Source organism: Nocardia sp. NPDC001965 (genome assembly GCF_053594175.1).
Map to the genome: position 1 here is coordinate 155,153 of NZ_JBSFDZ010000012.1, position 21,696 is coordinate 176,848.

Genomic DNA, 21,696 nt, shown 5'->3' on the forward strand with positions numbered 1-21,696 from the left:
GGCACCGAACAAGACTACGAAGGCGTGGCGGGGCACGCCTCGAAACCACAGCCTGAGCACAATGGCAGGCTACTGCTGACGCCCGCCACCAGACCGACGATGATCGCGCTCGCGTGACACCAAGAGTCCGCGATGCCAGACTTCATCCGTGGATCGCGGTGTAAGTATCGAGCTCGAGCTACGAAACATGATCTTCGACCATCTGGCTCAGCAGGTCGCGGACAAGGGCACCCTGACGCGGAAAGAGCTGTCCGCGTTCCCGGTAGGAGACCGTACCCAACGACTGATCGACCAGAACAAGGGAATCTGGAACCCGCGCGACTACGCGGCGACGCTGTCGATCATGTCGAAGCCGGACAGTCCGTACGAGGATGACCACCTGGACGATTCGTTGTTCATCTACTCGTACCGGGACGGAAGCACCGACGGTGACAACCTCAAACTCCGCAATGCGCTCGCGCTACAACTGCCGTTGATCCTGTTGCGTTGGATCACCGATGGCGTATACGTTCCGGTATTTCCTGTCTATGTCATCCACGACGACTTCGAGCGCCGCCGCTTCATCCTTGCATTGGATGAGCGTTTCATCGGGGCCGAGGATCCCATCGACCTCAGTCCAATCGAACGCAGTTACGCACAGACGATAAATCGAAAACGACTGCATCAACCGGAATTCAGAGGCCGGGTGATGACCGCCTACGACAACAAGTGCAGCATCTGCAGACTGGGCCACCGACAGCTTCTCGATGCAGCCCACATAACTCCCGATAGCCAAGAACATGGAACCCCAGATGTGGATAACGGTCTATGCCTCTGCAAGATCCACCACTCGGCCTACGACGCCGACCTCATCGGCATCTCCCCGGACTACCAGGTGGTCATCAGCAATACGCTCCTGGAAGGCGGTGACGAGAGCCCCATCGTCCGACACGGGTTCCTAGAGCTCGACCGCAGGCAGCTAACGGTACCCAGGTCGACCAAATACCGTCCTTCACGGGACCGGTTGGAAGAGCGATTCACCGCATTTCAGGCAGCGAGCTGACAAGAGCATAATTTTCGCAATATTACCCAGGAACGAGATATGCCGAACTATCCGAAATGGTCCGAAGAAGAGCTGATTCTGATATGCGACGCAATGATGAAAACCGGATGGAAGCAGATCCGCCAAAATAGTCCAATGGCAACCGAGCTATCGGAGCTGTTGCAGCACCGAGCCGAATATCTACTTCATGAGGTCGGCCCTCGGTTCCGTAGCGTAGGGAGTATTTCCAGAAAATCGGAAGACATCAGAACCGTTCTTCCCGATCATTCCGGCGGGAAGACCCGTGGGGGCAAACTCGACGCGGCAGTGCTCGAACGTTTTCTGGACACACCGGTGAAGATGCACTGGGAAGCCGAGAATATCCGCGAACGCTACGCACCTGCAGAAGTCGAGCCAGCAGCGACCGACCTTCCGGAGAATATGGATATTTCTTTCCCTCCAGCGCGTGCTCCGTGGGGAAAGGTTGACACTACATTGTGGCGCGAGATCGGGACTGCCGGTGAACTGGCCATCGTAAACCTACTCGAGTCGGCCGCGCCCGACCTATCGGTAGACCATGTTGCTGCCACGAGGGACGGACTCGGCTACGACATCGCGGTCTCCGGGAGGAGCAAGGCGCACCTGGAGGTGAAGTCGACCACTGTTCAGGGACAACTCACCATCTTCCTCAGTCGAAATGAATACCACGCCCTGCATCGTGATCCCGACTGGCAACTTGTTGCCGTTCGCCTGAGTCGCACAGCCCGTCTGCCGACTGCCGTTGCCACCGTCCCGAATGACTGGATTTCGGAAAACGTTCCCACCGATCGGAGTCTTCGGGGGCGCTGGGAGTCGTGCCGGATGGACGTGCCGCCGGATGTGCCGACCCCAGGCATACCATCGCTCGACATCGGTTCGGACACAGATACCGCGAGCCGACTCCTGAGCGGTGCAGAATCTTGGATGGTTTGAGACATAAGACGAAGGTTCATGGCCGCTTCACATTGGGTTCGTGCCGACTTTCATCCAGATTTCATCCAGAGCTGTTCCGGGCACACCGTCATGAGGTCGCATATATCACAGACGCGGCCGGGGTGGTTTTCGAGATGCGCGAGGTCAGGGATGATGAGTGTTGTCGTGCCGGTGGCTCGGATGATATCGAGGACGTAGCCGGTCGCGTCCGGAACTGCGTCAGGCCCGAGACAGACAATGCAGATCAGCGTGTATCCCTGTCGCCGGGCGAGTCGACGGATAGCGTCCGTGTCGTGGGTCTCGTAGCGCGAGAGGTCGGTTCGGAGATAGCCGACCGCTCGCGCGTGATGCGGACGCGGTCTTCCATCCACCGGATGTATCGTCATCTGTTCTAACCCTTTTCGGATTTTAGATTTTCCTTTGATCGTGCATAGCAATTCCTGCCGGCGCAGCGAATCCGATTCCGGCCGCCTTCCTGAATATTCCCGATGAAAGCCGTTACGCTCGCCTTCTATCCCGCATCCCGTCGATCGGCATGGATACAGTAGACACCGAAATCTGTTCGCTGGAAAGACTATTCGGGATCGTCCGGCCAGTTCGTCAGGCGTCCAGTATGGGTAGGTCCAGTAAATATAGGTCCATACTGGACCACGACGAGATAGCGAGGGTGGGCATGGCTATTGGTTCGACTCTGCCTCGGCGCGCTTTGGGTCGACGGCTCCGGGAACTCAGGTTCCAATCCAAGAAGAGTCAGTTGGCCGCAGGCTTGGCGATCGAAGTGTCCAAGCAAGGAATCGGGAGGTTGGAAGAGGGGCAACCGGTTCGGATCAGCACCGCGCAGTTCCGGGATCTACTGGCGTTCTATGGGGCCGACCACGAGGTGACTGATGAGGTTCTGGGCCTGGTCCAAGAGGTGAAGGTGGCGAAGGGTGATCCGTCACGCGGGTGGTGGCGCACCTACGCCGATGTGGTGAACCCGCACTTCGACCATTTCATGAGTCTCGAGCAGGCGTGTTCCCAGCTGACCGCATTCCAGCTGACGTTGCTGCCCGGTTTACTCCAATCACCCTCCTATCGGCGATGGATTGTGACGATGACCAACCCGACTATGGCGACCGTCGATGTGGAGCGCCAGTTGGAGCTCACCGCTCGTCGGCAACGTCGGATCCATGAGGTACCGGACTTTTCGCTGAACGTGGCCGTTTCGGAGGCGGTCTTGCGGCACCAGGTAGGCGGGCCGGAAGTCATGAGGGAGCAGCTACAACATCTCGTGCGTGTGTCTGAGCTGCCGAATGTTTCACTTCGAGTGATCCCGTTCGACGCCGGCCCACACTTCGGCCTGGTGGTTCAATCCTTCACGCTGTTCGAATTTCCATCTCTCCGCGCGGGTCGCCCGCCAGAGCCCCCGGTCGCCTTCGTGGAAGGCTTCACCGGTGCACTGTTCCTCGAAGACGACGAAACGATCACCCGCCACAGGGAGGCGGTGGCGAGCATCCGAGCGGTAACGTTGGAAGAGGACGACACCCGGAGTCTGATGCAAGTGATCGCAGAGGAGCATGTCGCGTGAGCAGGGGTCTATTCGGAGCGGACTGGTTCAAGAGCAGCCACAGCCAAGCGGGCGGCGACTGCGTGGAGGTCGCACATCTTGCAGACATGGTCGGTGTTCGTGACTCGAAGAACCCCGCTGGTCCCGCGCTCGTGTTCGCCCCGGCCGAGTGGGATGCGTTCATCCGGGTGATCTCATCTGGTAGTTGAATGCCGCGGCTGCCGGGTGGTTTGATCTGCCGCGATAATTTTGGTGAGCACGTCGATATCGAACCGCGAGAGGCCCCGGGCCCGCGCGCCCCTTCGAACAGTTTGAGATCAGCGCGACGACCGTACCCCGCCCTGAGCAAGGCGACGGACGCCGATTCGGCGGTTGCCCCACAATCAAAGATCGGCGATGCGCAGGGCACCGCCGATCTTTGTACAGCGCAGTGACCGGGTCTACGTGTCGATGACCTGCGTCCCACCCGCCGCGTTGTCGTGCCAACCCTGTTTCGTCGGGCTGGAGCTGATCGTGAAGGCGATGGCGATGGCCGCGATGAACCACAGCAGCCCGCCCACCCAGGGAATCAGGTTCAGCAGCATGTACGCGTTACGGATCGCCGAGTCCTTGAGGCTGGGTTTCGATGCCCCACCCGACCCGTTGACGTGCAGCGAGAGCAGTTTCTTACCCGGCGTCGATCCCGAGGACACCTCGAAGGCGACGAAGTAGAGCCAGCCGAAGGCCGCTCCCGGGAGCACCGAGACCCAATCCGGCGTGTCCCAGACCGAGCCGAGGAGCCAGAAGAAGAGGGCGCCGATGATGCCGGCGATGATCCAGTCGACGAACCTGGCCACCGCGCGTTTGCCCAGGCCTGCCGGTCTGATACTGGTGGTCTGGCTGAATGCGGGGTCGAATCCACCTGCGGTCATCACGCCTCCTAGCGAACGCTGTGTGACTCGGTTGCCTGTCCGGTGCTGATCACGGCATATCGATCTCCAAGGATGTCATACGCACCGGTGGCGGCCGCCCCTTCGACGCTGATTCGTGTCCAAGACGAGTTGGGGATTCAACCTTCCTGAAGTGCGAAAACAGTGACGATTCCGCTTCGGGGGCGAGCGGGAGAGTCGGACGACACGGCTAGGTTTGCTGTTGGATAGCGGCGGCTTCGGACCAGCGCTCGAACGGATCAGGGGCCGAGGGCTGCGGGGGTCGCGCCGGTGAGGCGACGAGCGTCCCGCCCGAAGTGCGCCTGATCCGAGTATCCGGCGGCCAGGGCGACCAGGGACAGCGGCATTTCCGGTTCGCCGCGAACCAAGCGGATCGCCCGCTGTAGCCGACCGACCAGTTGCACGGTCTTGGAGGTGAGTCCGGCTTCGGTTTCCACGAGTCGTCGCAGGTGGCGGGATGTGAGGGAGAGCTGGCTCGCCAGGGTTTCGACGCTCACGGCGCTGCCGGCCAATGCGGTCACCGCTGTCCGGACGCGGGCGTCGATGCGCAGGTCCGGCCACAGTGTCCGGGCGAGCGGTTCGCCGAACCGTCCCTCGGCGAGGCTCTCGGTCAGTGGTCGGGCGATGCGGCTGGGCAGCAGATCGTCGACCGGGATCTTGGTGTCCCGGAGTTCGGGTCCGTTCGCTCCGGTGACCGCACGCAGGGCGGCGGTGTGGATCCGGGCGCCGTGCAGCAGCGTGCCGGCGGGGAGTTCCGGTAGATCGACGGTGGTGGCGGGGCCGACGAGCCAGCGGTCGCCGGTGCTGCTCACGATGAAATCGGCGTGGTTGTCGGGGACGATCCGGGCGACTCCCCCGCCGCTGCGATGTGTCCAGGCGCAGACGAAACCGGATCCGATGCCGGTGAAGCGGATTTCCCGGTGCCGGCTGCCGTCGGGTCCGTTTCGTACAAGACCGGCGGCGGCATCGTTCCTATCGTCCGAACCGTGTTCTCCGATGGAGTGGGCGCCGGATGCGTGCATATCCCACCTGCCTCGTGTCGCGTGGTCGATTCGAACGCTACGCCGGGCCGATGCGGGCATGCGGGGTCGCCCGTGACAGGCGGCTGCCTTCCGGAGTCCGCGCCATCGCATCGCGAAGAAAGGAACGAATCATGACCGTATCCCTGGACCTCATCGGAATCGTCACCACCGATCTCGCCCGCTCGCTGGCCTTCTACCGGGTACTCGGCGTCGAGACACCGGAGGCCGACGGCACCGAACCCCACGTCGAGGCCGTACTCCCCAACGGTCTGCGGTTGGCCTGGGACACCCTCGACACCATCCGAAGTTTCGATCCCGGCTTCTCCCCGGCGTCGGGCGGCCACCCGGTGGCACTGGCGTTCGCGACGGCGAGCCCGGCCGACGTCGACGCGCTGTACAAGAAGGTGGTGGCGGCGGGCTTCCACGGGCACCGGGAGCCGTGGGACGCCGTCTGGGGGCAGCGCTATGCCGTGATCCACGACCCGGACGGCAATACCGTCGATTTGTTCGCGCCGTTGCCCGGATATCGCTGATCGGGAGCTGATCCGACTGTTCGCTCGCGTCGTGGCGGCACGGTCAGATGTTCAGTTTGGTGGTCGGGGTGAAGGTGACCGGTAGCTCGGCCAGGGCGCGATGGAAGGGGCCCGGTCGCCACGTCGGGGTGTCGTCCGGTAGTGCGGCTTCCATCTCCGGTAGCGCGTCGAGGAGCTGGTCGATCGCGCTCTGGGCGATCGAGTAGGACAGTGACTGGGCGGGGCAGGCGTGCTGTCCGATACCCCAGGCCAGGTGGGAGCGGTTCCCCAGGTGGTCGTCGGCGCGGATGGCGGGGTCGTTGTTGCAAGCGGCCATGCTGACCAGGACCGGCTGGTGGGCGGGCAGCCACACATCGTCGACCAGGACGGGGTGGCGGGGGTAGGTGATGAGGAAGTTCGCCAGTGGTGGATCGTTGAACAGGACTTCGTCCAGGGCGTCGAGGGTGGACAGGCTGCCGCCCAGCACGCTGGCGCCGAACCGGTCGTCGGTGAGGATGAGCAGCAGCGTGTTGACGATCAGGTTCTGCTGGAATTCGATACCGGCGCCGTAGTGTCCGGCGACCTGATGGACCATTTCGGCTTCGTCGAGGGCCGCGGGGTGTCGGAGCAACTGTGAGGTGATGTCGTTGCCGGGTTCGGCCCGTTTGAGGGCGACCAGTTCCAGCATCGCCGCGCTGATCATCTGATTGCCCTGTTCGGCATCGACACCCTCGACCAGCGCGGCCATCCCGGTGGCCACTCGCTGACCGATCTCGGCCGGGCAGCCGAGCAGGGCGTTGACGAGGGCGAAGGTCAGGGGGAACGCGTACTGGCCGATCAGGTCGGCGGTGCCGGTTTCACAGAAGCTGTTGATCAACGGGATCGCCGCCTGCTCCACGGTGGCGTGCAGGGGGTGCAGGTCCACGGCACCGATACTGGCGGTGATGGCCTGGCGGTAACGCTGGAAATCGGCGCCGGTGTTGCGGCTCGCGGTCGGCCGCCATTCCATGATCGGCAGCACGGGACAGTCGGCGGGGACGTCCTGCTGCCAGGTGCGGGGGTCGGCGGGGAAACGCTCCGGATCGTTGAGGATGCGTACCGCGGTGCTGTAGCCGAGGACGAGCGTCGCGGGTACTCCCGGCGCCAGCTCCACCGGTGCCAGTGAACCCCAGCCGGCCCGCATTTCACGGTAGGCGCGATGCGGGTCGGCGGCGAACTCCGGTGCGTACAGGGGCACCGGGGCGTCGGCGGACCGGTCGCGGTCGACGCCGGGCGGGGGTGGCGGGAACTGCGCGGGATGCCGCTGCGCCAATCGTTTTTTCCTAACCTCTTGTCTCACAACAGGTGTCGTCGATCGCCCGGGCGACGGATCGACCCGGCGATGGTGTCAGCTTCCGGGGCAGGCGAACAGTGCCGATGGTGCCGGGACGGCGGCGAACGGCGCCGAAATCGCTGACTCCTTCCACCGGAACGGAATTCGGTACCAATCGCCACAGCGAGGTGATCTCCCGGGCGCGGGCCTCGTGCAGCGGGTCGGTGCGGTCGGACGCGCGGGGATGGCGCGGCGCGGTGTCGTGCCGGCTCGCGACACGCAGGCCGGCCTCGGCGATACCGGTGAGCAGTTCGGCCCGGGTCCGCAGGCCCAGGTGTTCGGCGAGATCGGACAGGATCAGCCACCCTTCACCGTTCGGCGTCAGGTGGCCGGCGAGTCCGTCGAGGAAGCGGCGCAGCATATCGGAATCGGGGTCGTACACGCCGAGTTCGAGATCCGAGGTCGGCCGGGCGGGTAGCCACGGCGGGTTGCACACGACCAGGTCGGCCCGGCCGGACGGCCACAGATCGGTTTCGACGACGTGGGTGCGGTCGGCCAGGCCCAGACGGTGCAGATTGGCACGGGCGCATTCGACCGCCCGGCGGTTGATATCGGTGGCCACCACCTGGCGCGCACCGCGCCGGGCCAGGACCGCGGCGAGCACACCGGTGCCGGTGCCGAGATCGAATACGACCGGGCGGGGCGCACCGGGCGGCAGCGGGGCGTCGGCGACCAGATCGATGTACTCGCCGCGGACCGGCGAGAAAACGCCGTAGCCCGGGTGGATGCGCGCCCGCAGGGCCGGAATGTCGACGCCTTTCAGATGCCATTGGTGGGCGCCGAGCACTCCGAGGAGTTCGGGAAGCGAAACACAGAATTGCCCGGTGACGTCGGGGGGTCCGTAGGCGTGCCGGCAGGCATCGCGCACATTCGGTGCCCGGCGCAATCGCAGGGACCGGTCGGCTTCGAGCACGACCAGCAGCCGCCCGAGCAGTTCGGCACGGCGGGCGCGCGCCGCCCGATGGTCGTGGAACAGCGATGCGGCGTCGACTCCCGGGCCGGGGCGGGCATTCGCCCGTAGCCGCCGGTCGACCGCGCTCATGAGCCGGCGCGCGTTGTGGAAATCGCCGCGCCACAGCAGACCCGTTCCGCCGCTCACCAGTCGGTAGGCCGCCCGGGCCGATATACCGTCGTCGGCGACGACCACCCGATCCGGGGCCGGGGCGGCGTTCTCGGAATGCCAGCGGGCGGAGCAGGTTCCACTGTTCTCGGTCCAGCTGATCGTGGGCACGGGTACTCCTGGAAAGTCGAAGGCATCTGGTTCGGGATGCTTCGATTCGGGAGTACGCCAGGTCTACACGCTGGTCAGCAGCGAGTCGGGACAGGTCGCTCCCGCGTCGAAGCGCGGGAGCAGTGTTCTCCTACTACCTGGCCCATGATCACGGCCGATCCCTCCGTCGTCGGGGTACATCTTCCCACGGGTTCCGATTCGCACCGCACCCGGTAAGGAACCCCACTACCTTGTTCGAGGATCGGTGCCGGGGCCACGGGGTTCCGGCCCTGATACGACTACTCCGTTTCCGACCGCCCGGCACCGACACGACCTACGCCACGCCGAGCTCGGGAATCGAGCGCATCACCCCCTCCCGCGGACGGCTGCGTCGGTCCGGTCCGCTCGGTACAGTCGCGCTGTGCCCGACCTCATCGCGCCGACCACCACACTGCATCGCGCCTGGCTCGCGGCACATGCCGAGTGGGGCCCCGGCGCACATGAAGACGGGTTCGGGCTGACACCGGCCGACGACGTCGAATCGCCTACCGGATTCGCGGCTTGGGTGGAGCGGCTGGCCGACGAGTCGGCGCGGACGACCTACCGGTGGATTGTCGACGACGGGCAGGTCCTCGGCGGGATCGCGCTACGTCACCACTTCGACGACTACGTGCGCTGGGCCGGCCACATCGGTTTCGGCATCCGCCCGGCCGCGCGCCGGCGCGGGCTGGCCGGCTGGGCGCTGGCGCGCATGCTCGACCGTGCCCGCGAGATCGGTATCGACCGCCTCCTGATCGTCTGCGCCGTCGGCAACGTCGCGTCCGCGAGAACGATTCTGAGCGTGGGCGGGGTCTTCGAAGAAATCCGCGACACCCATCTCGGCCCCGCGCAACGTTATCGGATCACGCTCGATCCGCCGAGCAGCTGAGATCCAACCCACTGCTCACCGATACCCATACCACGCCGGCGTTCGCTGATGTGGTGGGCCGGGAGCACGTCATCGAGGCCCGACCACTCCTCGGTGGACGGAAGCCCTCAGGTGCCACCGACGCGGTCCGGGCGGACGCCGGGACCCGGCGAACCGTGCCGGGCGGCGGGCGAAACGCGCCGATTTCGCCCGCGCGGTTCGCCGCTGCCGAGTTCAATGGCCGGACCGGCTTTTCCACGCCCGGTACCCCACTGTGAATCGGGTTATGGTCGAACCGTTCCGGGCATATCGGTAAGGATTTTTGCTGGTTAGGTGTTCATAAGTGGATACAGTGGAGAGCGTCTCGTTCCCGAACTTCATGTTGGATCAGACCGGTGTGCGCGGGGCGGTGCGGCGGCAGCTCACCCGCGCCGCGGAACTACCGGATTGGGTGCTCGACACGGCGGACACAATGGTGTCCAGCAACTATCAGCTGCGGCTGTGGGAGTTGCTCGAACACGAACTGGCCGAACCCGATATCGCCCTGCGGGTCGGTGCCGCGAACACCCTGGGTCATTTCGGTGTCCACGACTACCTGTTCAGTAGCGCATCCACCCTCGGCGAAGGTCTCGGCCGCTCCGAGGAATACGCCGAGTTGATCACCACCAATGTGGGTTTCGCGGTGCTCGGTGATTCCGAGGAGGAAGCGAACGCGGATATCCGGCTGCTGAACGGGCTGGGCCGGGGCCGGCAGCTGGCCACCCAGTTCGCGCTGGCGGCGGTGGTCACCCGGGCGCGGAACGCGACCGGGCGCAATGTGGCGCCGATCCGGATCCGGTTCCGGCAGCCCGCACCGCGGCGGCACGACCGGTTCGTCGAGATGTTCGGCACCCGGCGGGTCGATTTCGGTGCCCCGACCGACCAGATCACTTTCCGCGCGGCCGATCTGATGCTGCCGTTGCGGACAGCCGACCCGGTCCTCGCCGACATCCTCCGCCGCTACGCGGCGCAACTGCCGCCACCGACGCGGCTCGAGGTCACCTGGACGGGCCAGGTGAATCAGGCGCTGACCCTGCTCCTGGGCGACGGGCGGGTGACCATCGACCGGGTCGCGCGGTATCTGGCGACCAGCCGGCGCAGTCTGCAACGACGCCTGGCCGACGAAGGAACCACCTGGACCCGCGAACTCGACCGTGCCCGGGCGGCGCTGCTGGATCAGCGGGTCCGGCTCAGCCCGGACGCCACACAGACCGCGCTCGCCCGGCGGATCGGTTACACCGACCCCGGCACGCTGCGGCGGGCCCGGCACCGGTGGTCGGCACAGCGCTGACCGGAGAGCGGCAACCGCGCCGCGCGCGCGGCGTAAGGCGCCATTTCACAGGGACTCCACCGAACCGGCAGGCACGGATATTCGCAGGTGGATGCCTCGAATCGAGCCGGCCGGTGGTGCTGCGCGCCGGTGCGCCACCGATCGCTGCGGGCCCATACTTGCGATCTGCCGGGCAGTTGTGCGGCGGCACGAACCGAGGAGGGCGAGGCAATGGGTGAAACAGCTACCGGCGGCCGATCGGAGGGTGTGCTGCCGGGAGTCCTGAAACTGGGCGGCAACGTGCTGGTCGAGAAGATGACACCGCGGCGCCGGGAGGGTATTCCGATGCGCCGGACCGAGGTCGACGCGCTGTGGTTCGACCGGGTGCTCACCGCCGAAAGCCCCGGCGCCCGGGTCGAATCGTTCGAGATCGCGGACGCGGACCCGGGTACGACCAGCCGGTGGAAGGCCACCGTCCGCTATAACGAGGCGGGGCGCCGGGCGGGACTGCCCGAGCATCTGTTCGCCAAGACGACGCTGACCTTCACCCAGCGTCTGACGCAATACCTGGCGCACGCCCTGCCCGGTGAGCCGGGATTCTTCCAGCATCTGCGGCCCGGGCTCGATATCGAAGCGCCCCACGGCTATTTCGGCGCCGCCGATACGCGCACGGGCCGATCACTCACTCTGCTGGAGGATGTGAGTGTCACCAGGCAGGCGCATTTCTGCACGCCGCTGGAACGCGTCACCAAGGCGCAAATGGAGGATCTGCTCGCGAATATGGCGCGCTGGCACGGACACTACTGGCAATCGCCGCGGCTGAACGCGCACGACTGGCTGAAGACACCGAGCGCGCATTTCCGCAATTTCGACCGCCTGCTCGGTATGCGTAAACGGGCTGCTGTCGGCCTGAAACGCGCCCCCGAGATCGTCCCCGGCACGTTGCCGCCGGTACAGGACGAACTCTACGACGCCTGCGGCCGCGCTCTCCTGATCGCCGAACAGGCGCCGCACACACTGCTGCACGGCGACCCGCATATCGGCAACGCCTATATCTGCAACGACGGCAGTATGGGTTTCACCGACTGGCAGCTGGTGATGCGCGGCAGCTGGGCGTTCGATGTGGCCTATACGATCACCTCCGGGCTGGAGGTCGACGATCGGCGGGCCTGGGAGCGTGACCTCATCGCCTTCTACCTCGACCAGCTGTGCGCGGCGGGCGGACCCACCCTCGCCTTCGACGCCGCGTGGCTGGCCTATCGCCAGCAGACCCTCTACCCGTATTTCGCCTGGATGATCACCATCGGGCGCTCTGCGCTGATGCCGGAGTTCCAGCCGGCCGAGGTCTGTCGTGCGATCGTGCACCGCACCGCCACCGCGATCATGGATCTGGAGGCGCTGCGGGCGGTCGACAGCTGACTATTTCTTCCGGCCGAGGGCGGCGTACCCCGCGGCGGGCGGCCTGGGTGCGCTGGTCTGTAGTTCGGTCACCCCGACCGCCCGCGACTGTTCACCCTCGGGGTACCAGTCCTCGATAGCGACGATTCCCGGCTCCACCAGCTCCAGGTCGCGGAAGAAATGCGAGACTCCCGCATGGTCGCGGGCTTCCATCTCGATTCCGCTCGCCCGATACGCCTGCACTGTGCCTTCGACCATGGCCGGATCGAAATCGGTGGTCAGATGGGTCATCACCAGATAGGAACCGGTCGGCAGCGGCGCGAGCAACGTATCGACGATCTCGTAGATACGGTCACCGGGAACGAAATGGCACAGTGCGATGAGGCTCAATGCCACCGGTTCGGTGAAGTCGAGGGTTTCCCGGACCGCGGGGGCGGACAGAATCCGCGCCGGATCGGTCAGATCGGATTGCACGTACTGGGTGACGCCTTCGGGGGTGCCGACCAGCAGCGCCCGCGCGTGGGCGAGCACGATGGGATCGTTGTCCACGTAGACCACCCGGGCATCGGGCACCGATTCCTGGGCCACCTGGTGCAGATTCGGCTCGGTGGGGATACCGGTGCCGATATCGAGGAACTGGCGAACACCCGAGGCGGCGAGATAACGCATCGCCCGCACCATGAACGCGCGATTGTCCCGTGCGACGACCCGCACCGAGGGAATGGCCTGCTCGATCTTTGCCGCGGCCTCCCGGTCGGCCGGGTAATTGTCCTTGCCCCCCAGGAAATAGTCGTAGATGCGGGCACTGTGCGCGCGGTCCTGCCGCAGGTCCACTGCCCCTTTACCTTCCACCACGGTCCACTCCTCACTCCGGCGATGATGTCCGCCGCAACGAGTTAACCACTCCGCCCGCCGTCGCGCCGGTGTCCCGGGTGGGATGGAATTCCGATGCGATTGTCCGGCAGCGGATATCCGGTGGCCGGCACGACGATCACTGCCGCCGACCGGTCCCCCGGTTCACTGCAGGACTGTCAGCAGTACCGCCAGGAGCACCAGTACGAACCCCAGCGCGATGCATACCGCGACCACGACCGTCATCGCGGTGTTCGCGGACACCGAAAGAGCCTCTTGCGAAAGGTGTTCGGTCATACCGGTCGATGGTAAAGAGACAGAACACCGGCCGCATGCGGACGACACCGGCACACCCGGAGGTCACAGATGCCGAGTAGGCCGGTAGACGAGCTCTTGGATGCTGCCGTCCAGGGTCCGGCTCTCCAGCAATTCCAGATCGAAATCGCCGGCGCCCCGCAGAATCGGCTCCGTGCCGGTCCGCCCGGTGAGCACCGGGAAGATCGTCACCTGCAGCCGGTCGACCAGACCGGCGGCCAGCAACGCCCAGTTCATCGACAGGCTGCCGTGCGACCGCAACGGCACCTCGGATTCCTGCTTCAGCCGGGTGACGATATCGACGGCGTCCCCACTCACCACGGTCGCGTCCGGCCAGTCCAGCGGACCTTCCAGAGTGCTCGACACCACCGTGGCGGGCAAGTTCCGCATCCGGGTGACCCACGCATCACCCGCCCCGGACTCCTCGGTGACATCGCCCAGCATCGCCACGAACTGCCGAAAAGTGTCGGCGCCGAATACCATCCGCTGCTCGGTGCCGAACAGGTCGAGGCGGTGTCCGAGCAGTTCGGGGCCCTGTTTGCCCCAGTAACCACCCCAGTCACCACCTTCTCCGTAGGAGCCGTAGCCGTCCAGGCTGGAGAACACATCGAAAGTGTAGGTGGCGGGCATGACGCTCTCCTCGGGTGAGTTCGCTCGGATACACGGGTAGAGACCCGACATCCCTGCCGAAATCATCGCCGACGGCCCGCCGACCCGAACCGGCCGTGTGACCCGTCGGCTGTCCTGTCACCAGCGGGGTCTACGACGTCGGTCAGCACTCGAACATTCAGCCGGTTGCGTGGACCTGCCCGGCAGCGGCAGCGTCCACTGCCCGGTCGAACCGCGCGCGGGCGCGGTCGACTTCGGGCAGTGTGCCGGTGGCCCAGTGCAGTAGTGCGTCGATGAGGTCCTGTAGCGACCGGCCGAGCGGCGTCAGCCGATACTCGACAGCGACAGGCCGGGTACTCGTGACGATCCGATCGACCATCCCATTGCGTTCCAGCCGCCGCAGCGCAGCCGTGAGCGACTTCTGCGTCACCGTCGGAATGGCCCGGCGGAGGTCGTTGAAGCGCAGCGGCCCGTGCTCGCACAGCGCGTCGAGAACCTGGAGCGACCATTTGTCGAGGACCTGGTCGAGCAGTTCGCGGTGGGCGTGGGTGAGTTTCGGGCCGCCCGGAGGCAGAGGCACGGTTTCCGGCATGACACCTAGTTTCGTTGAAGTTCTCTCCGGATACCAGGTAGATATCGGATACCTGCTCGATCAGCGAAAGGGATATCCATGACAGTCCAGCTGCGTACCCCCGAAGGCATGTTCGGTCCCGTCCCGTACCACCATGTCTCGATCGGCTCGGGCACCCGTCAGGTACACGTGGCCGGCCAGATCGCGCGGGACGCCGACGGCCGTCCTGTCGCGACCGGTGACCTCGCGGGCCAGGTCGCCCATGCCCTGCGCAGTACGGCACGCGGGCTGGCGGGGGCGGGGGCGAGTTTCACCGATGTCGTACGCCTGCGCTTCTTCGTCACGCACTGGACCCCGGACAAGTACGACGATTTCGTCGCGGGGATCGAGCGCGTCGTCGAGGAGCTCGGAATACCCCAACCGTTGCCACCCTTGTCGGCGATAGGCGTCGACTACCTGTTCGAGCCGGATGTGCTGGTCGAGGTGGAGGCGTACGCCGTACTGGACTGAGCGTTGACAGGAGAGAACCCGGACACCGCGGCGCAACGGATGCGAAAGGGGCCCTCCCGCAACCCGCGGAAGGGCCCCTTTCGGCGCTGGTCGGCGAACCGCTCAGGCGGTTTCGGTGATCGGCCGGTCCACCCAGCTCATCAGATCGCGCAGCTTCTTACCGGTGACCTCGATCGGGTGCTCGGCGTTCTGCTTGCGCAGGCCCTCGAGCTCCTTGTTGCCACCCTCGACATTGGCGACCAGGCGCTTGACGAAGGTGCCGTCCTGGATGTCCTTGAGGATGTCCTGCATCCGCTTCTTGGTGTCGGCGTCGATGACCCGCGGGCCCGACAGGTAGCCGCCGAATTCGGCGGTGTCGGAGACCGAGTAGTTCATCCGGGCGATACCGCCCTCGTACATCAGGTCGACGATGAGCTTCAGCTCGTGCAGCACCTCGAAGTAGGCCATCTCCGGGGCGTAACCGGCCTCGACCATGACCTCGAAACCGGTCTTCACCAGTTCCTCGGTGCCACCGCAGAGCACGGCCTGCTCACCGAAGAGATCGGTTTCGGTCTCTTCCTTGAAAGTGGTCTTGATGACGCCGGCGCGGGTACCGCCGATGCCCTTGGCGTAGGACAGCGCCAGGGCCTGGCCCTCGCCCTTCGGGTCCTGCTCGATGGCGATCAGGGCGGGGACACCCTTGCCGTCGACGAACTGGCGGCGCACCAGGTGGCCGGGGCCCTTGGGCGCGACCATCCCGATGGTGATCTCGGCGGCCGGCTTGATCAGGCCGAAGTGGATGTTGAGGCCGTGGCCGAAGAACAGCGCGTCGCCGTCCTTCAGGTTGGGCTCGATGTCATTGGTGAAGATCGACGCCTGCGCGGTGTCGGGGGCGAGCAGCATGATGACGTCGGCCCACTCCGAAACCTCGGCGGGGGTGCCGACGGTCAGGCCGGCTTCTTCGGCCTTGGCCCGCGACTTGGAGCCTTCCTTGAGGCCGATGCGGACCTCGACGCCGGAGTCGCGCAGGCTCAGCGAATGCGCGTGCCCCTGGCTGCCGTAGCCGATCACCGCGACCTTGCGGCCCTGGATGATCGACAGGTCGGCATCGTCGTCGTAGAACATCTCGACTGCCACTTGGTGGTATCCCTTCTGACTTATTCGAACCCGCGAAACGCGGGAAACGGTAAACGAGGCACGTGCTGCGGCCGGGCGCGGGGGTGCGCCCGGCCACGGGTTAGCGGGTGGCGGTGATCGATTTGGGTCCGCGGCCCACGGCCACCACCCCGGATTGCACGATCTCCCGGATGCCGTACGGCTCGAGCATGCGCAGCAGCGCGTCGAGCTTGGACCGGGTACCGGTCGCCTCGACGGTGAGGGCGTCGGGCGAGACGTCGATGACCTTGGCGCGGAACAGGTTGACCGATTCGATCACCTGGGTGCGCACACTGGCATCGGCGCGGACCTTCACCAGGATCAGTTCGCGGGCCACGGAGGTGTCCGGGTCCTGCTCCACGATCTTGATCACGTTCACCAGCTTGTTGAGCTGTTTGGTGACCTGTTCCAGCGGCAGATCGTCCACGGTGACCACGATGGTCATCCGGGAGATCTCCTTCACCTCGGTGGCGCCGACGGCCAGGGATTCGATATTGAATCCACGCCGGGAGAACAGGCTGGCCACCCGGGCCAGCACACCGGGCTTGTCCTCGACCAGAACGCTGAGGGTGTGGGTGGTGCTCATGAAGGATTCCCCTCGGTCTCGGTCTCGGCCTGCTCGCGGTTCATGGCCTCGTGGATGACCGCGGGTTCTTCGGCCTGCTCGTCCTCGTCGAACAGCGGGCGGATCCCGCGGGCGGCCATGATCTCGTCGTTGCTGGTGCCCGCGGCGACCATCGGCCACACCTGGGCATCCTTGCCGACGATGAAATCGATCACCACGGGACGGTCGTTTATCGACTGTGCCTCGCGGATCGCGGCCTCGACGTCCTCTTCCTTCTCCACCCGGATGCCGTGGCAGCCCAGCGCCTCGGCGAGTTTCACGAAATCGGGGATGCGCAGACCGTGGGTCTTGAGGTCGGTATTGGAGTAGCGCTGGTCGTAGAACAGGGTCTGCCACTGGCGGACCATTCCCAGATTGCCGTTGTTGATCAGCGCGACCTTGATCGGCACACCCTCCACCGCGCAGGTGGCGAGTTCCTGATTGGTCATCTGGAAGCAGCCGTCACCGTCGACCGCCCACACCTCGCGGTCGGGCTGACCCATCTTGGCGCCCATCGCGGCGGGAACGGCGTAACCCATGGTTCCGGCGCCGCCGGAGTTGAGCCAGGTCCGCGGCTTCTCGTACTTGATGAACTGAGCGGCCCACATCTGGTGCTGGCCGACGCCCGCGCAGTAGATGGCATCGGGTCCGGCCAGCCGGCCCAGGGTCTCGATGACGAACTCCGGGGACACCGAGCCGTCCGACGGCTTGCTCCAGCCGAGCGGATAGGACTCGCGGACTCCGTCGAGGTAGGTGCGCCAGGCGGTCAGGTCGAGTTCGAAACCGGCCGGATCGGCACGCAGGGTTTCGATGAGTTCGGTGATCACCTCGCGGCAGTCGCCGACGATCGGCACATCGGCGTGCCGGTTCTTACCGATCTCGGCCGGGTCGATATCGGCGTGGATGACTTTGGCACCGGGGGCGAAGGAATCCAGCTGACCGGTGACGCGGTCGTCGAACCGGGCGCCGAGGGTGACCAGCAGATCGGATTTCTGCAGGGCGGCCACCGCTGCCACGGTGCCGTGCATACCCGGCATACCCATGTTCAGTTCGTGGCTGTCGGGGAACGCGCCGCGCGCCATCAGCGTGGTGACCACCGGGATACCGGTGAGCTCGGCGAGCTCCAACAGTTCGGCCGACGCTTCGGACTTGATCACACCGCCGCCGACGTAGAGCACGGGCTGGGTGGATTCGGCGATCAGCCGGGCGGCCTCGCGCACCTGCTTACCGTGCGGTTTGGTGACCGGACGGTAGCCGGGCAGCCGCATCTCCGGCGGCCAGCTGAAGGTGGTCTGCTCCTGCAGCACATCCTTGGGGATATCGACCAGCACCACCCCGGGGCGCCCGCTCGAGGCCAGGTAGAAGGCCTCGGCGAGGATGCGCGGGATATCGACGCCCTCTTTGATCAGGAAGTTGTGTTTGGTGATCGGCATGGTGATGCCGGAGATATCGGCTTCCTGGAACGCGTCGGTGCCGATCAGCTTGCGGCCGACCTGACCGGTGATCGCGACCATGGGCACCGAATCCATCTGGGCGTCCGCGATGGGGGTCACCAGGTTGGTCGCGCCGGGACCCGACGTCGCCATACAGACGCCGACCTTGCCGGTGGCCTGGGCGTATCCGGTGGCCGCGTGGCCCGCGCCCTGCTCGTGCCGCACGAGCACATGGCGCACCTTGGTGGAATCGAAGAGCGGATCGTAGACAGGAAGGACAGCACCGCCCGGAATGCCGAATACGGTGTCGACGCCGAGCTCCTCGAGGGAGCGGACGACGGACTGCGCGCCGGTGACCCGCTCGGGCGGGACCTGGCGGCGGTTCGCCGGGGTGGTCGGAGCGCCGGCCGGAGCCGGCGTATTCGAAGGCGCGGGCCTGCGGGCCGCGGGCCCGGGCCGGGTAGTTGGTGCGCTCACCGTCTTGGTTCCTTACTGCTTGTCGTTCACTGGTCCCGACATAAAAAAGCCCCCGACAGCCGGCGGCTGTTCGAGGGTGGCGCGTCGCAGTGCGAGCTGACGTATTCGACTCCGGATCGTCTGGCTCAGCGCTGGACGCGCCGGCCGATTACGAGCATCTCGTTTCGATTCACGCGCATGACGGTATGTGTGCGTGTGGTGCGGAGTCAAACAGCTGACCGCTGACTTCCCATTATGTGGGAAGGTAGCGGGTGCTCACGCCGGTCCACCATGATGCGAGGATGGTGAGGTGTCATCACCGCATCAGTCCGTGCCACCACCTGAATCGTCCCACAACCCCGCTGCCGCGGAGGTAACGGGTGGGAATACGGCGCCGCCGGGACCGACGCGTGTGATCCGCACTACACGGCTCTCCTTCCTCGGCGTGTTCCTGCTGGCGATGTGCGTGTTCTTCCCCATCGTGGGCTGGCCGGCCGGACTGTTCTGGCTGGCGATCATTCCGATCGCGGTGCTGGTGTGGATCGTGCGGACCCAGACCACCGTCTCCCCGGGCGGCCTGGATCTGCGATCGGTGTTCTCCTCCCGGCATATCGACTGGGCGCAGGTGAAGGGGCTCAGCATTCCCAAGCGCGGTTTCGTACGGGCGCACCTCGACGACGACTCCGAGGTCCCGCTGCCGGCCGTGAGCTACGACCGGCTGCGTGACCTGGTGGACGCCGCCGGCGGCCGGATCCCCGACCCGTTCGCGCTCCCCGAAGCCGCCGATACCGGCTCGGACGCCCCGGTGACCGGCGCTGCCGAGCACACCGCGCCCGAAAGCGCCGACGACACGGCAACCGAAGGCCCCCGACGCGCGGCAGCCGGAGACATCGGAACCGCAGCAGCCGGAGATGATGCCGCAGTAGCCGGAGGCGCCGCAGCCGGAGACACCGAAGGCGCTGCAGCCGAGGGCTCCTCCGCGGCGCGCGGCGATTCCGGCACCGCGCCCCCCGCCCCGAAGACGACCGACACCGGAACCGGGCCCGCTTCCGAACGGGAGTAGCCTGGGGAACCGCCGATCGCACCGCACGCGCGGTCCATCCGCCGGGCGATACGGCGCAGTCGCAATCTTTCCGCCACGCGACCCGACCGAGGACACCCATGCCACCGCTTCGTTCCCGAACAACCACCATCGGCCGCAATGCCGCCGGCGCCCGCGCCCTGTGGCGGGCCACCGGTATGACCGACTCCGATTTCGGTAAGCCGATCGTCGCGATCGCCAACTCCTACACCCAGTTCGTGCCCGGGCACGTACATCTCAAGGATGTGGGCGAGATCGTGGCCGACGCGGTGCGCGCGGCGGGCGGGGTACCGCGTGAATTCCACACCATCGCGGTGGACGACGGTATCGCCATGGGACACGGCGGCATGCTCTACTCGCTGCCCAGCCGGGAGATCATCGCCGATTCGGTGGAGTACATGGCGAACGCGCACACCGCCGACGCGCTGGTGTGCATCTCCAACTGCGACAAGATCACCCCCGGCATGCTCAATGCCGCCATGCGGTTGAACATCCCCGCGGTGTTCGTCTCCGGCGGTCCGATGGAAGCCGGTAAAGCGGTTGTCGTGGGCGGTGTCGCCCAGGCCCCGACCGATCTGATCACCGCCATCTCGGCGAGCGCGAACTCCGCGGTGACCGACGAGGGGCTCGACGAGGTCGAGCGCAGCGCCTGCCCGACCTGTGGATCCTGCTCGGGCATGTTCACCGCCAATTCGATGAACTGCCTCACCGAGGCACTGGGTCTGGCACTGCCGGGCAACGGTTCCACGCTGGCCACCCATGCCGCGCGACGGGCGCTGTTCGAGCGGGCCGGCCGGGTGATCGTCGATATCGCGACCCGCTGGTACCGCGACGACGACGCGTCGGTCCTGCCGCGCAATGTCGCCGACGACAAGGCCTTCCGCAACGCCATGGCCCTGGACGTGGCGATGGGCGGGTCGACCAATACCGTGCTGCACACCCTGGCCGCGGCCCAGGAGGGTGAGATCGATTTCGATCTGCACACCATCGAGACCATCAGCCGCAAGGTGCCCACGCTGTCGAAGGTGGCGCCGAACTCGGACTATCACATGGAGGACGTGCACCGGGCCGGCGGTATCCCCGCCATCCTCGGTGAGCTGCGCCGGGCCGGGCTGCTGGAAACCGAGGTGACCACCGTGCACAGCGCGTCGGTGGACGAATGGCTCGACACCTGGGATATCCGTTCGGGCAAGGCCTCCGAGGAAGCGCTGGAACTCTTCCACGCGGCGCCGGGCGGGGTGCGCACCACCGAACCCTTCTCGACCGAGAACCGCTGGTCCTCGCTGGACACCGATGCCGCGGGCGGTTGTATTCGCGATATCGAACACGCCTACACCGCCGAGGGCGGGTTGGTCGTGCTGCGCGGCAATATCGCGCTCGACGGCGCGGTGCTCAAAACCGCCGGTATCGACGAAGAACTGTTCACCTTCGAGGGCCCGGCAGTGGTGGTGGAGTCCCAGGAGGAAGCCGTTTCGGTGATCCTGGGCAAGAAGATCCAGCCCGGGGATGTCCTCGTGGTGCGCTACGAGGGTCCGGCCGGTGGGCCGGGAATGCAGGAGATGCTGCATCCGACCGCGTTCCTCAAGGGCGCGGGGCTGGGTAAACAGTGCGCCCTGATCACCGACGGCCGGTTCTCCGGCGGCACCTCGGGCCTGTCGATCGGCCATATCTCGCCGGAGGCCGCCAGCGGCGGTGTGATCGGCCTGGTGGAGAACGGCGACCGGATCCGCATCGATGTCGCGACCCGGACACTCGAGGTTCTCGTCGACGAGGCGGCCCTGACCGAACGCCGGGCCAAGATGGAAGCCCGCGAGCGGCCGTGGCAGCCGCAGAACCGGGAACGGCCGGTCACCACCGCGCTGCGCGCCTATGCCGCGCTGGCGACCTCCGCCGACAAGGGCGCGGTCCGGCACGTGCCCTGATCCTGCGGTGC

Annotated in this window: 23 protein-coding genes; 11 read left to right on the forward strand and 12 right to left on the reverse strand. The window is 66.0% G+C overall.

What is annotated here, in order from left to right:
- Nucleotides 1-148: 148 nt before the first annotated feature.
- Both ACWCPQ_RS19160 and ACWCPQ_RS19165 read left to right on the forward strand, forming a co-directional pair.
- Nucleotides 149-1,042 (forward strand): HNH endonuclease, encoded by an 894-nt coding sequence (locus ACWCPQ_RS19160; protein ID WP_449900516.1) that lies wholly within the window; start codon nucleotides 149-151, stop codon nucleotides 1,040-1,042.
- Nucleotides 1,043-1,081: 39 nt separating this feature from the next.
- Nucleotides 1,082-1,993 carry a protein NO VEIN domain-containing protein gene (locus ACWCPQ_RS19165; RefSeq protein WP_449900519.1) on the forward strand — a complete coding sequence of 304 codons (912 nt, stop codon included), beginning with the start codon at nucleotides 1,082-1,084 and terminating at the stop codon, nucleotides 1,991-1,993.
- Between the two features lie 50 nt (nucleotides 1,994-2,043).
- Here the strand turns inward: ACWCPQ_RS19165 and ACWCPQ_RS19170 are convergent, their stop codons facing one another.
- Nucleotides 2,044-2,379 (reverse strand): hypothetical protein, encoded by a 336-nt coding sequence (locus ACWCPQ_RS19170; RefSeq protein WP_449900520.1) that lies wholly within the window; start codon nucleotides 2,377-2,379, stop codon nucleotides 2,044-2,046.
- Nucleotides 2,380-2,666: 287 nt separating this feature from the next.
- Here ACWCPQ_RS19170 and ACWCPQ_RS19175 point away from each other — a divergent pair, with 287 nt between their 5' ends.
- Together ACWCPQ_RS19175 and ACWCPQ_RS19180 are read left to right on the forward strand one after the other, a co-directional pair.
- A complete protein-coding gene (locus ACWCPQ_RS19175) occupies nucleotides 2,667-3,560 on the forward strand; it encodes a helix-turn-helix domain-containing protein (protein ID WP_449900522.1) in 894 nt (297 codons plus the stop codon).
- A complete protein-coding gene (locus ACWCPQ_RS19180) occupies nucleotides 3,557-3,748 on the forward strand; it encodes a DUF397 domain-containing protein (protein ID WP_449900524.1) in 192 nt (63 codons plus the stop codon). Before ACWCPQ_RS19175 ends, ACWCPQ_RS19180 begins: the two co-directional genes overlap by 4 nt.
- Before the next feature lie 231 nt (nucleotides 3,749-3,979).
- Here ACWCPQ_RS19180 and ACWCPQ_RS19185 read toward each other — a convergent pair whose 3' ends face one another.
- Together ACWCPQ_RS19185 and ACWCPQ_RS19190 are read right to left on the reverse strand one after the other, a co-directional pair.
- Nucleotides 3,980-4,450 (reverse strand): RDD family protein, encoded by a 471-nt coding sequence (locus tag ACWCPQ_RS19185; protein ID WP_449900527.1) that lies wholly within the window; start codon nucleotides 4,448-4,450, stop codon nucleotides 3,980-3,982.
- A gap of 257 nt (nucleotides 4,451-4,707) precedes the next feature.
- Nucleotides 4,708-5,490 (reverse strand): helix-turn-helix domain-containing protein, encoded by a 783-nt coding sequence (locus ACWCPQ_RS19190; RefSeq protein WP_449900530.1) that lies wholly within the window; start codon nucleotides 5,488-5,490, stop codon nucleotides 4,708-4,710.
- 131 nt (nucleotides 5,491-5,621) lie between these two features.
- Between ACWCPQ_RS19190 and ACWCPQ_RS19195 the strand changes: the two genes are divergently transcribed.
- Nucleotides 5,622-6,023 (forward strand): VOC family protein, encoded by a 402-nt coding sequence (locus ACWCPQ_RS19195; protein ID WP_449900533.1) that lies wholly within the window; start codon nucleotides 5,622-5,624, stop codon nucleotides 6,021-6,023.
- A gap of 43 nt (nucleotides 6,024-6,066) precedes the next feature.
- Here the strand turns inward: ACWCPQ_RS19195 and ACWCPQ_RS19200 are convergent, their stop codons facing one another.
- Nucleotides 6,067-7,239, reverse strand: coding sequence for a cytochrome P450 (locus tag ACWCPQ_RS19200; RefSeq protein ID WP_449900605.1), 1,173 nt, complete (start codon nucleotides 7,237-7,239; stop codon nucleotides 6,067-6,069).
- Nucleotides 7,240-7,324: 85 nt separating this feature from the next.
- Entirely contained in the window at nucleotides 7,325-8,605 is a 1,281-nt protein-coding gene (locus ACWCPQ_RS19205) for a methyltransferase (protein ID WP_449900535.1), read from the reverse strand.
- Nucleotides 8,606-9,005: 400 nt separating this feature from the next.
- Between ACWCPQ_RS19205 and ACWCPQ_RS19210 the strand changes: the two genes are divergently transcribed.
- From ACWCPQ_RS19210 to ACWCPQ_RS19220, 3 genes are all read left to right on the forward strand, one after another.
- On the forward strand, nucleotides 9,006-9,512 hold the full coding sequence (locus tag ACWCPQ_RS19210; RefSeq protein ID WP_449900538.1) for a GNAT family N-acetyltransferase: 507 nt from the start codon (nucleotides 9,006-9,008) through the stop codon (nucleotides 9,510-9,512).
- A gap of 322 nt (nucleotides 9,513-9,834) precedes the next feature.
- Nucleotides 9,835-10,821: an AraC family transcriptional regulator ligand-binding domain-containing protein gene (locus ACWCPQ_RS19215; RefSeq protein ID WP_449900541.1), complete on the forward strand. Its 987-nt coding sequence runs from the start codon at nucleotides 9,835-9,837 to the stop codon at nucleotides 10,819-10,821.
- Between the two features lie 210 nt (nucleotides 10,822-11,031).
- The gene (locus ACWCPQ_RS19220) at nucleotides 11,032-12,219 is read left to right on the forward strand and encodes a phosphotransferase (RefSeq protein ID WP_449900543.1); all 1,188 of its coding nucleotides are present in this window, start codon (nucleotides 11,032-11,034) and stop codon (nucleotides 12,217-12,219) included.
- Here the strand turns inward: ACWCPQ_RS19220 and ACWCPQ_RS19225 are convergent, their stop codons facing one another.
- The 4 genes from ACWCPQ_RS19225 to ACWCPQ_RS19240 all read right to left on the reverse strand — a co-directional run bounded on the left by ACWCPQ_RS19225 (nucleotide 12,220) and on the right by ACWCPQ_RS19240 (nucleotide 14,566).
- On the reverse strand, nucleotides 12,220-13,053 hold the full coding sequence (locus ACWCPQ_RS19225; protein WP_449900545.1) for an SAM-dependent methyltransferase: 834 nt from the start codon (nucleotides 13,051-13,053) through the stop codon (nucleotides 12,220-12,222). It lies immediately after the preceding gene.
- 162 nt (nucleotides 13,054-13,215) lie between these two features.
- The gene (locus tag ACWCPQ_RS19230; protein WP_449900546.1) at nucleotides 13,216-13,347 is read right to left on the reverse strand and encodes a hypothetical protein; all 132 of its coding nucleotides are present in this window, start codon (nucleotides 13,345-13,347) and stop codon (nucleotides 13,216-13,218) included.
- A 63-nt stretch (nucleotides 13,348-13,410) separates the two neighbouring features.
- Entirely contained in the window at nucleotides 13,411-13,995 is a 585-nt protein-coding gene (locus ACWCPQ_RS19235; RefSeq protein ID WP_449900548.1) for a dihydrofolate reductase family protein, read from the reverse strand.
- 157 nt (nucleotides 13,996-14,152) lie between these two features.
- Nucleotides 14,153-14,566: a winged helix-turn-helix transcriptional regulator gene (locus ACWCPQ_RS19240; RefSeq protein WP_449900550.1), complete on the reverse strand. Its 414-nt coding sequence runs from the start codon at nucleotides 14,564-14,566 to the stop codon at nucleotides 14,153-14,155.
- 78 nt (nucleotides 14,567-14,644) lie between these two features.
- Here ACWCPQ_RS19240 and ACWCPQ_RS19245 point away from each other — a divergent pair, with 78 nt between their 5' ends.
- Entirely contained in the window at nucleotides 14,645-15,055 is a 411-nt protein-coding gene (locus ACWCPQ_RS19245) for a RidA family protein (protein WP_449900552.1), read from the forward strand.
- 102 nt (nucleotides 15,056-15,157) lie between these two features.
- Here ACWCPQ_RS19245 and ilvC read toward each other — a convergent pair whose 3' ends face one another.
- From ilvC to ACWCPQ_RS19260, 3 genes are all read right to left on the reverse strand, one after another.
- Nucleotides 15,158-16,159: a ketol-acid reductoisomerase gene (gene ilvC, locus ACWCPQ_RS19250; RefSeq protein ID WP_195055121.1), complete on the reverse strand. Its 1,002-nt coding sequence runs from the start codon at nucleotides 16,157-16,159 to the stop codon at nucleotides 15,158-15,160.
- Between the two features lie 112 nt (nucleotides 16,160-16,271).
- Nucleotides 16,272-16,775 (reverse strand): acetolactate synthase small subunit, encoded by a 504-nt coding sequence (gene ilvN / locus ACWCPQ_RS19255; protein ID WP_058856806.1) that lies wholly within the window; start codon nucleotides 16,773-16,775, stop codon nucleotides 16,272-16,274.
- On the reverse strand, nucleotides 16,772-18,703 hold the full coding sequence (locus tag ACWCPQ_RS19260) for an acetolactate synthase large subunit (RefSeq protein ID WP_449900555.1): 1,932 nt from the start codon (nucleotides 18,701-18,703) through the stop codon (nucleotides 16,772-16,774). The genes ilvN and ACWCPQ_RS19260 overlap by 4 nt, the downstream gene beginning before the upstream one ends.
- Before the next feature lie 391 nt (nucleotides 18,704-19,094).
- Between ACWCPQ_RS19260 and ACWCPQ_RS19265 the strand changes: the two genes are divergently transcribed.
- Both ACWCPQ_RS19265 and ilvD read left to right on the forward strand, forming a co-directional pair.
- Nucleotides 19,095-19,745 (forward strand): PH domain-containing protein, encoded by a 651-nt coding sequence (locus tag ACWCPQ_RS19265; RefSeq protein ID WP_449900557.1) that lies wholly within the window; start codon nucleotides 19,095-19,097, stop codon nucleotides 19,743-19,745.
- Nucleotides 19,746-19,843: 98 nt separating this feature from the next.
- A complete protein-coding gene (ilvD, locus tag ACWCPQ_RS19270) occupies nucleotides 19,844-21,685 on the forward strand; it encodes a dihydroxy-acid dehydratase (RefSeq protein WP_449900559.1) in 1,842 nt (613 codons plus the stop codon).
- Nucleotides 21,686-21,696 lie beyond the last annotated feature (11 nt).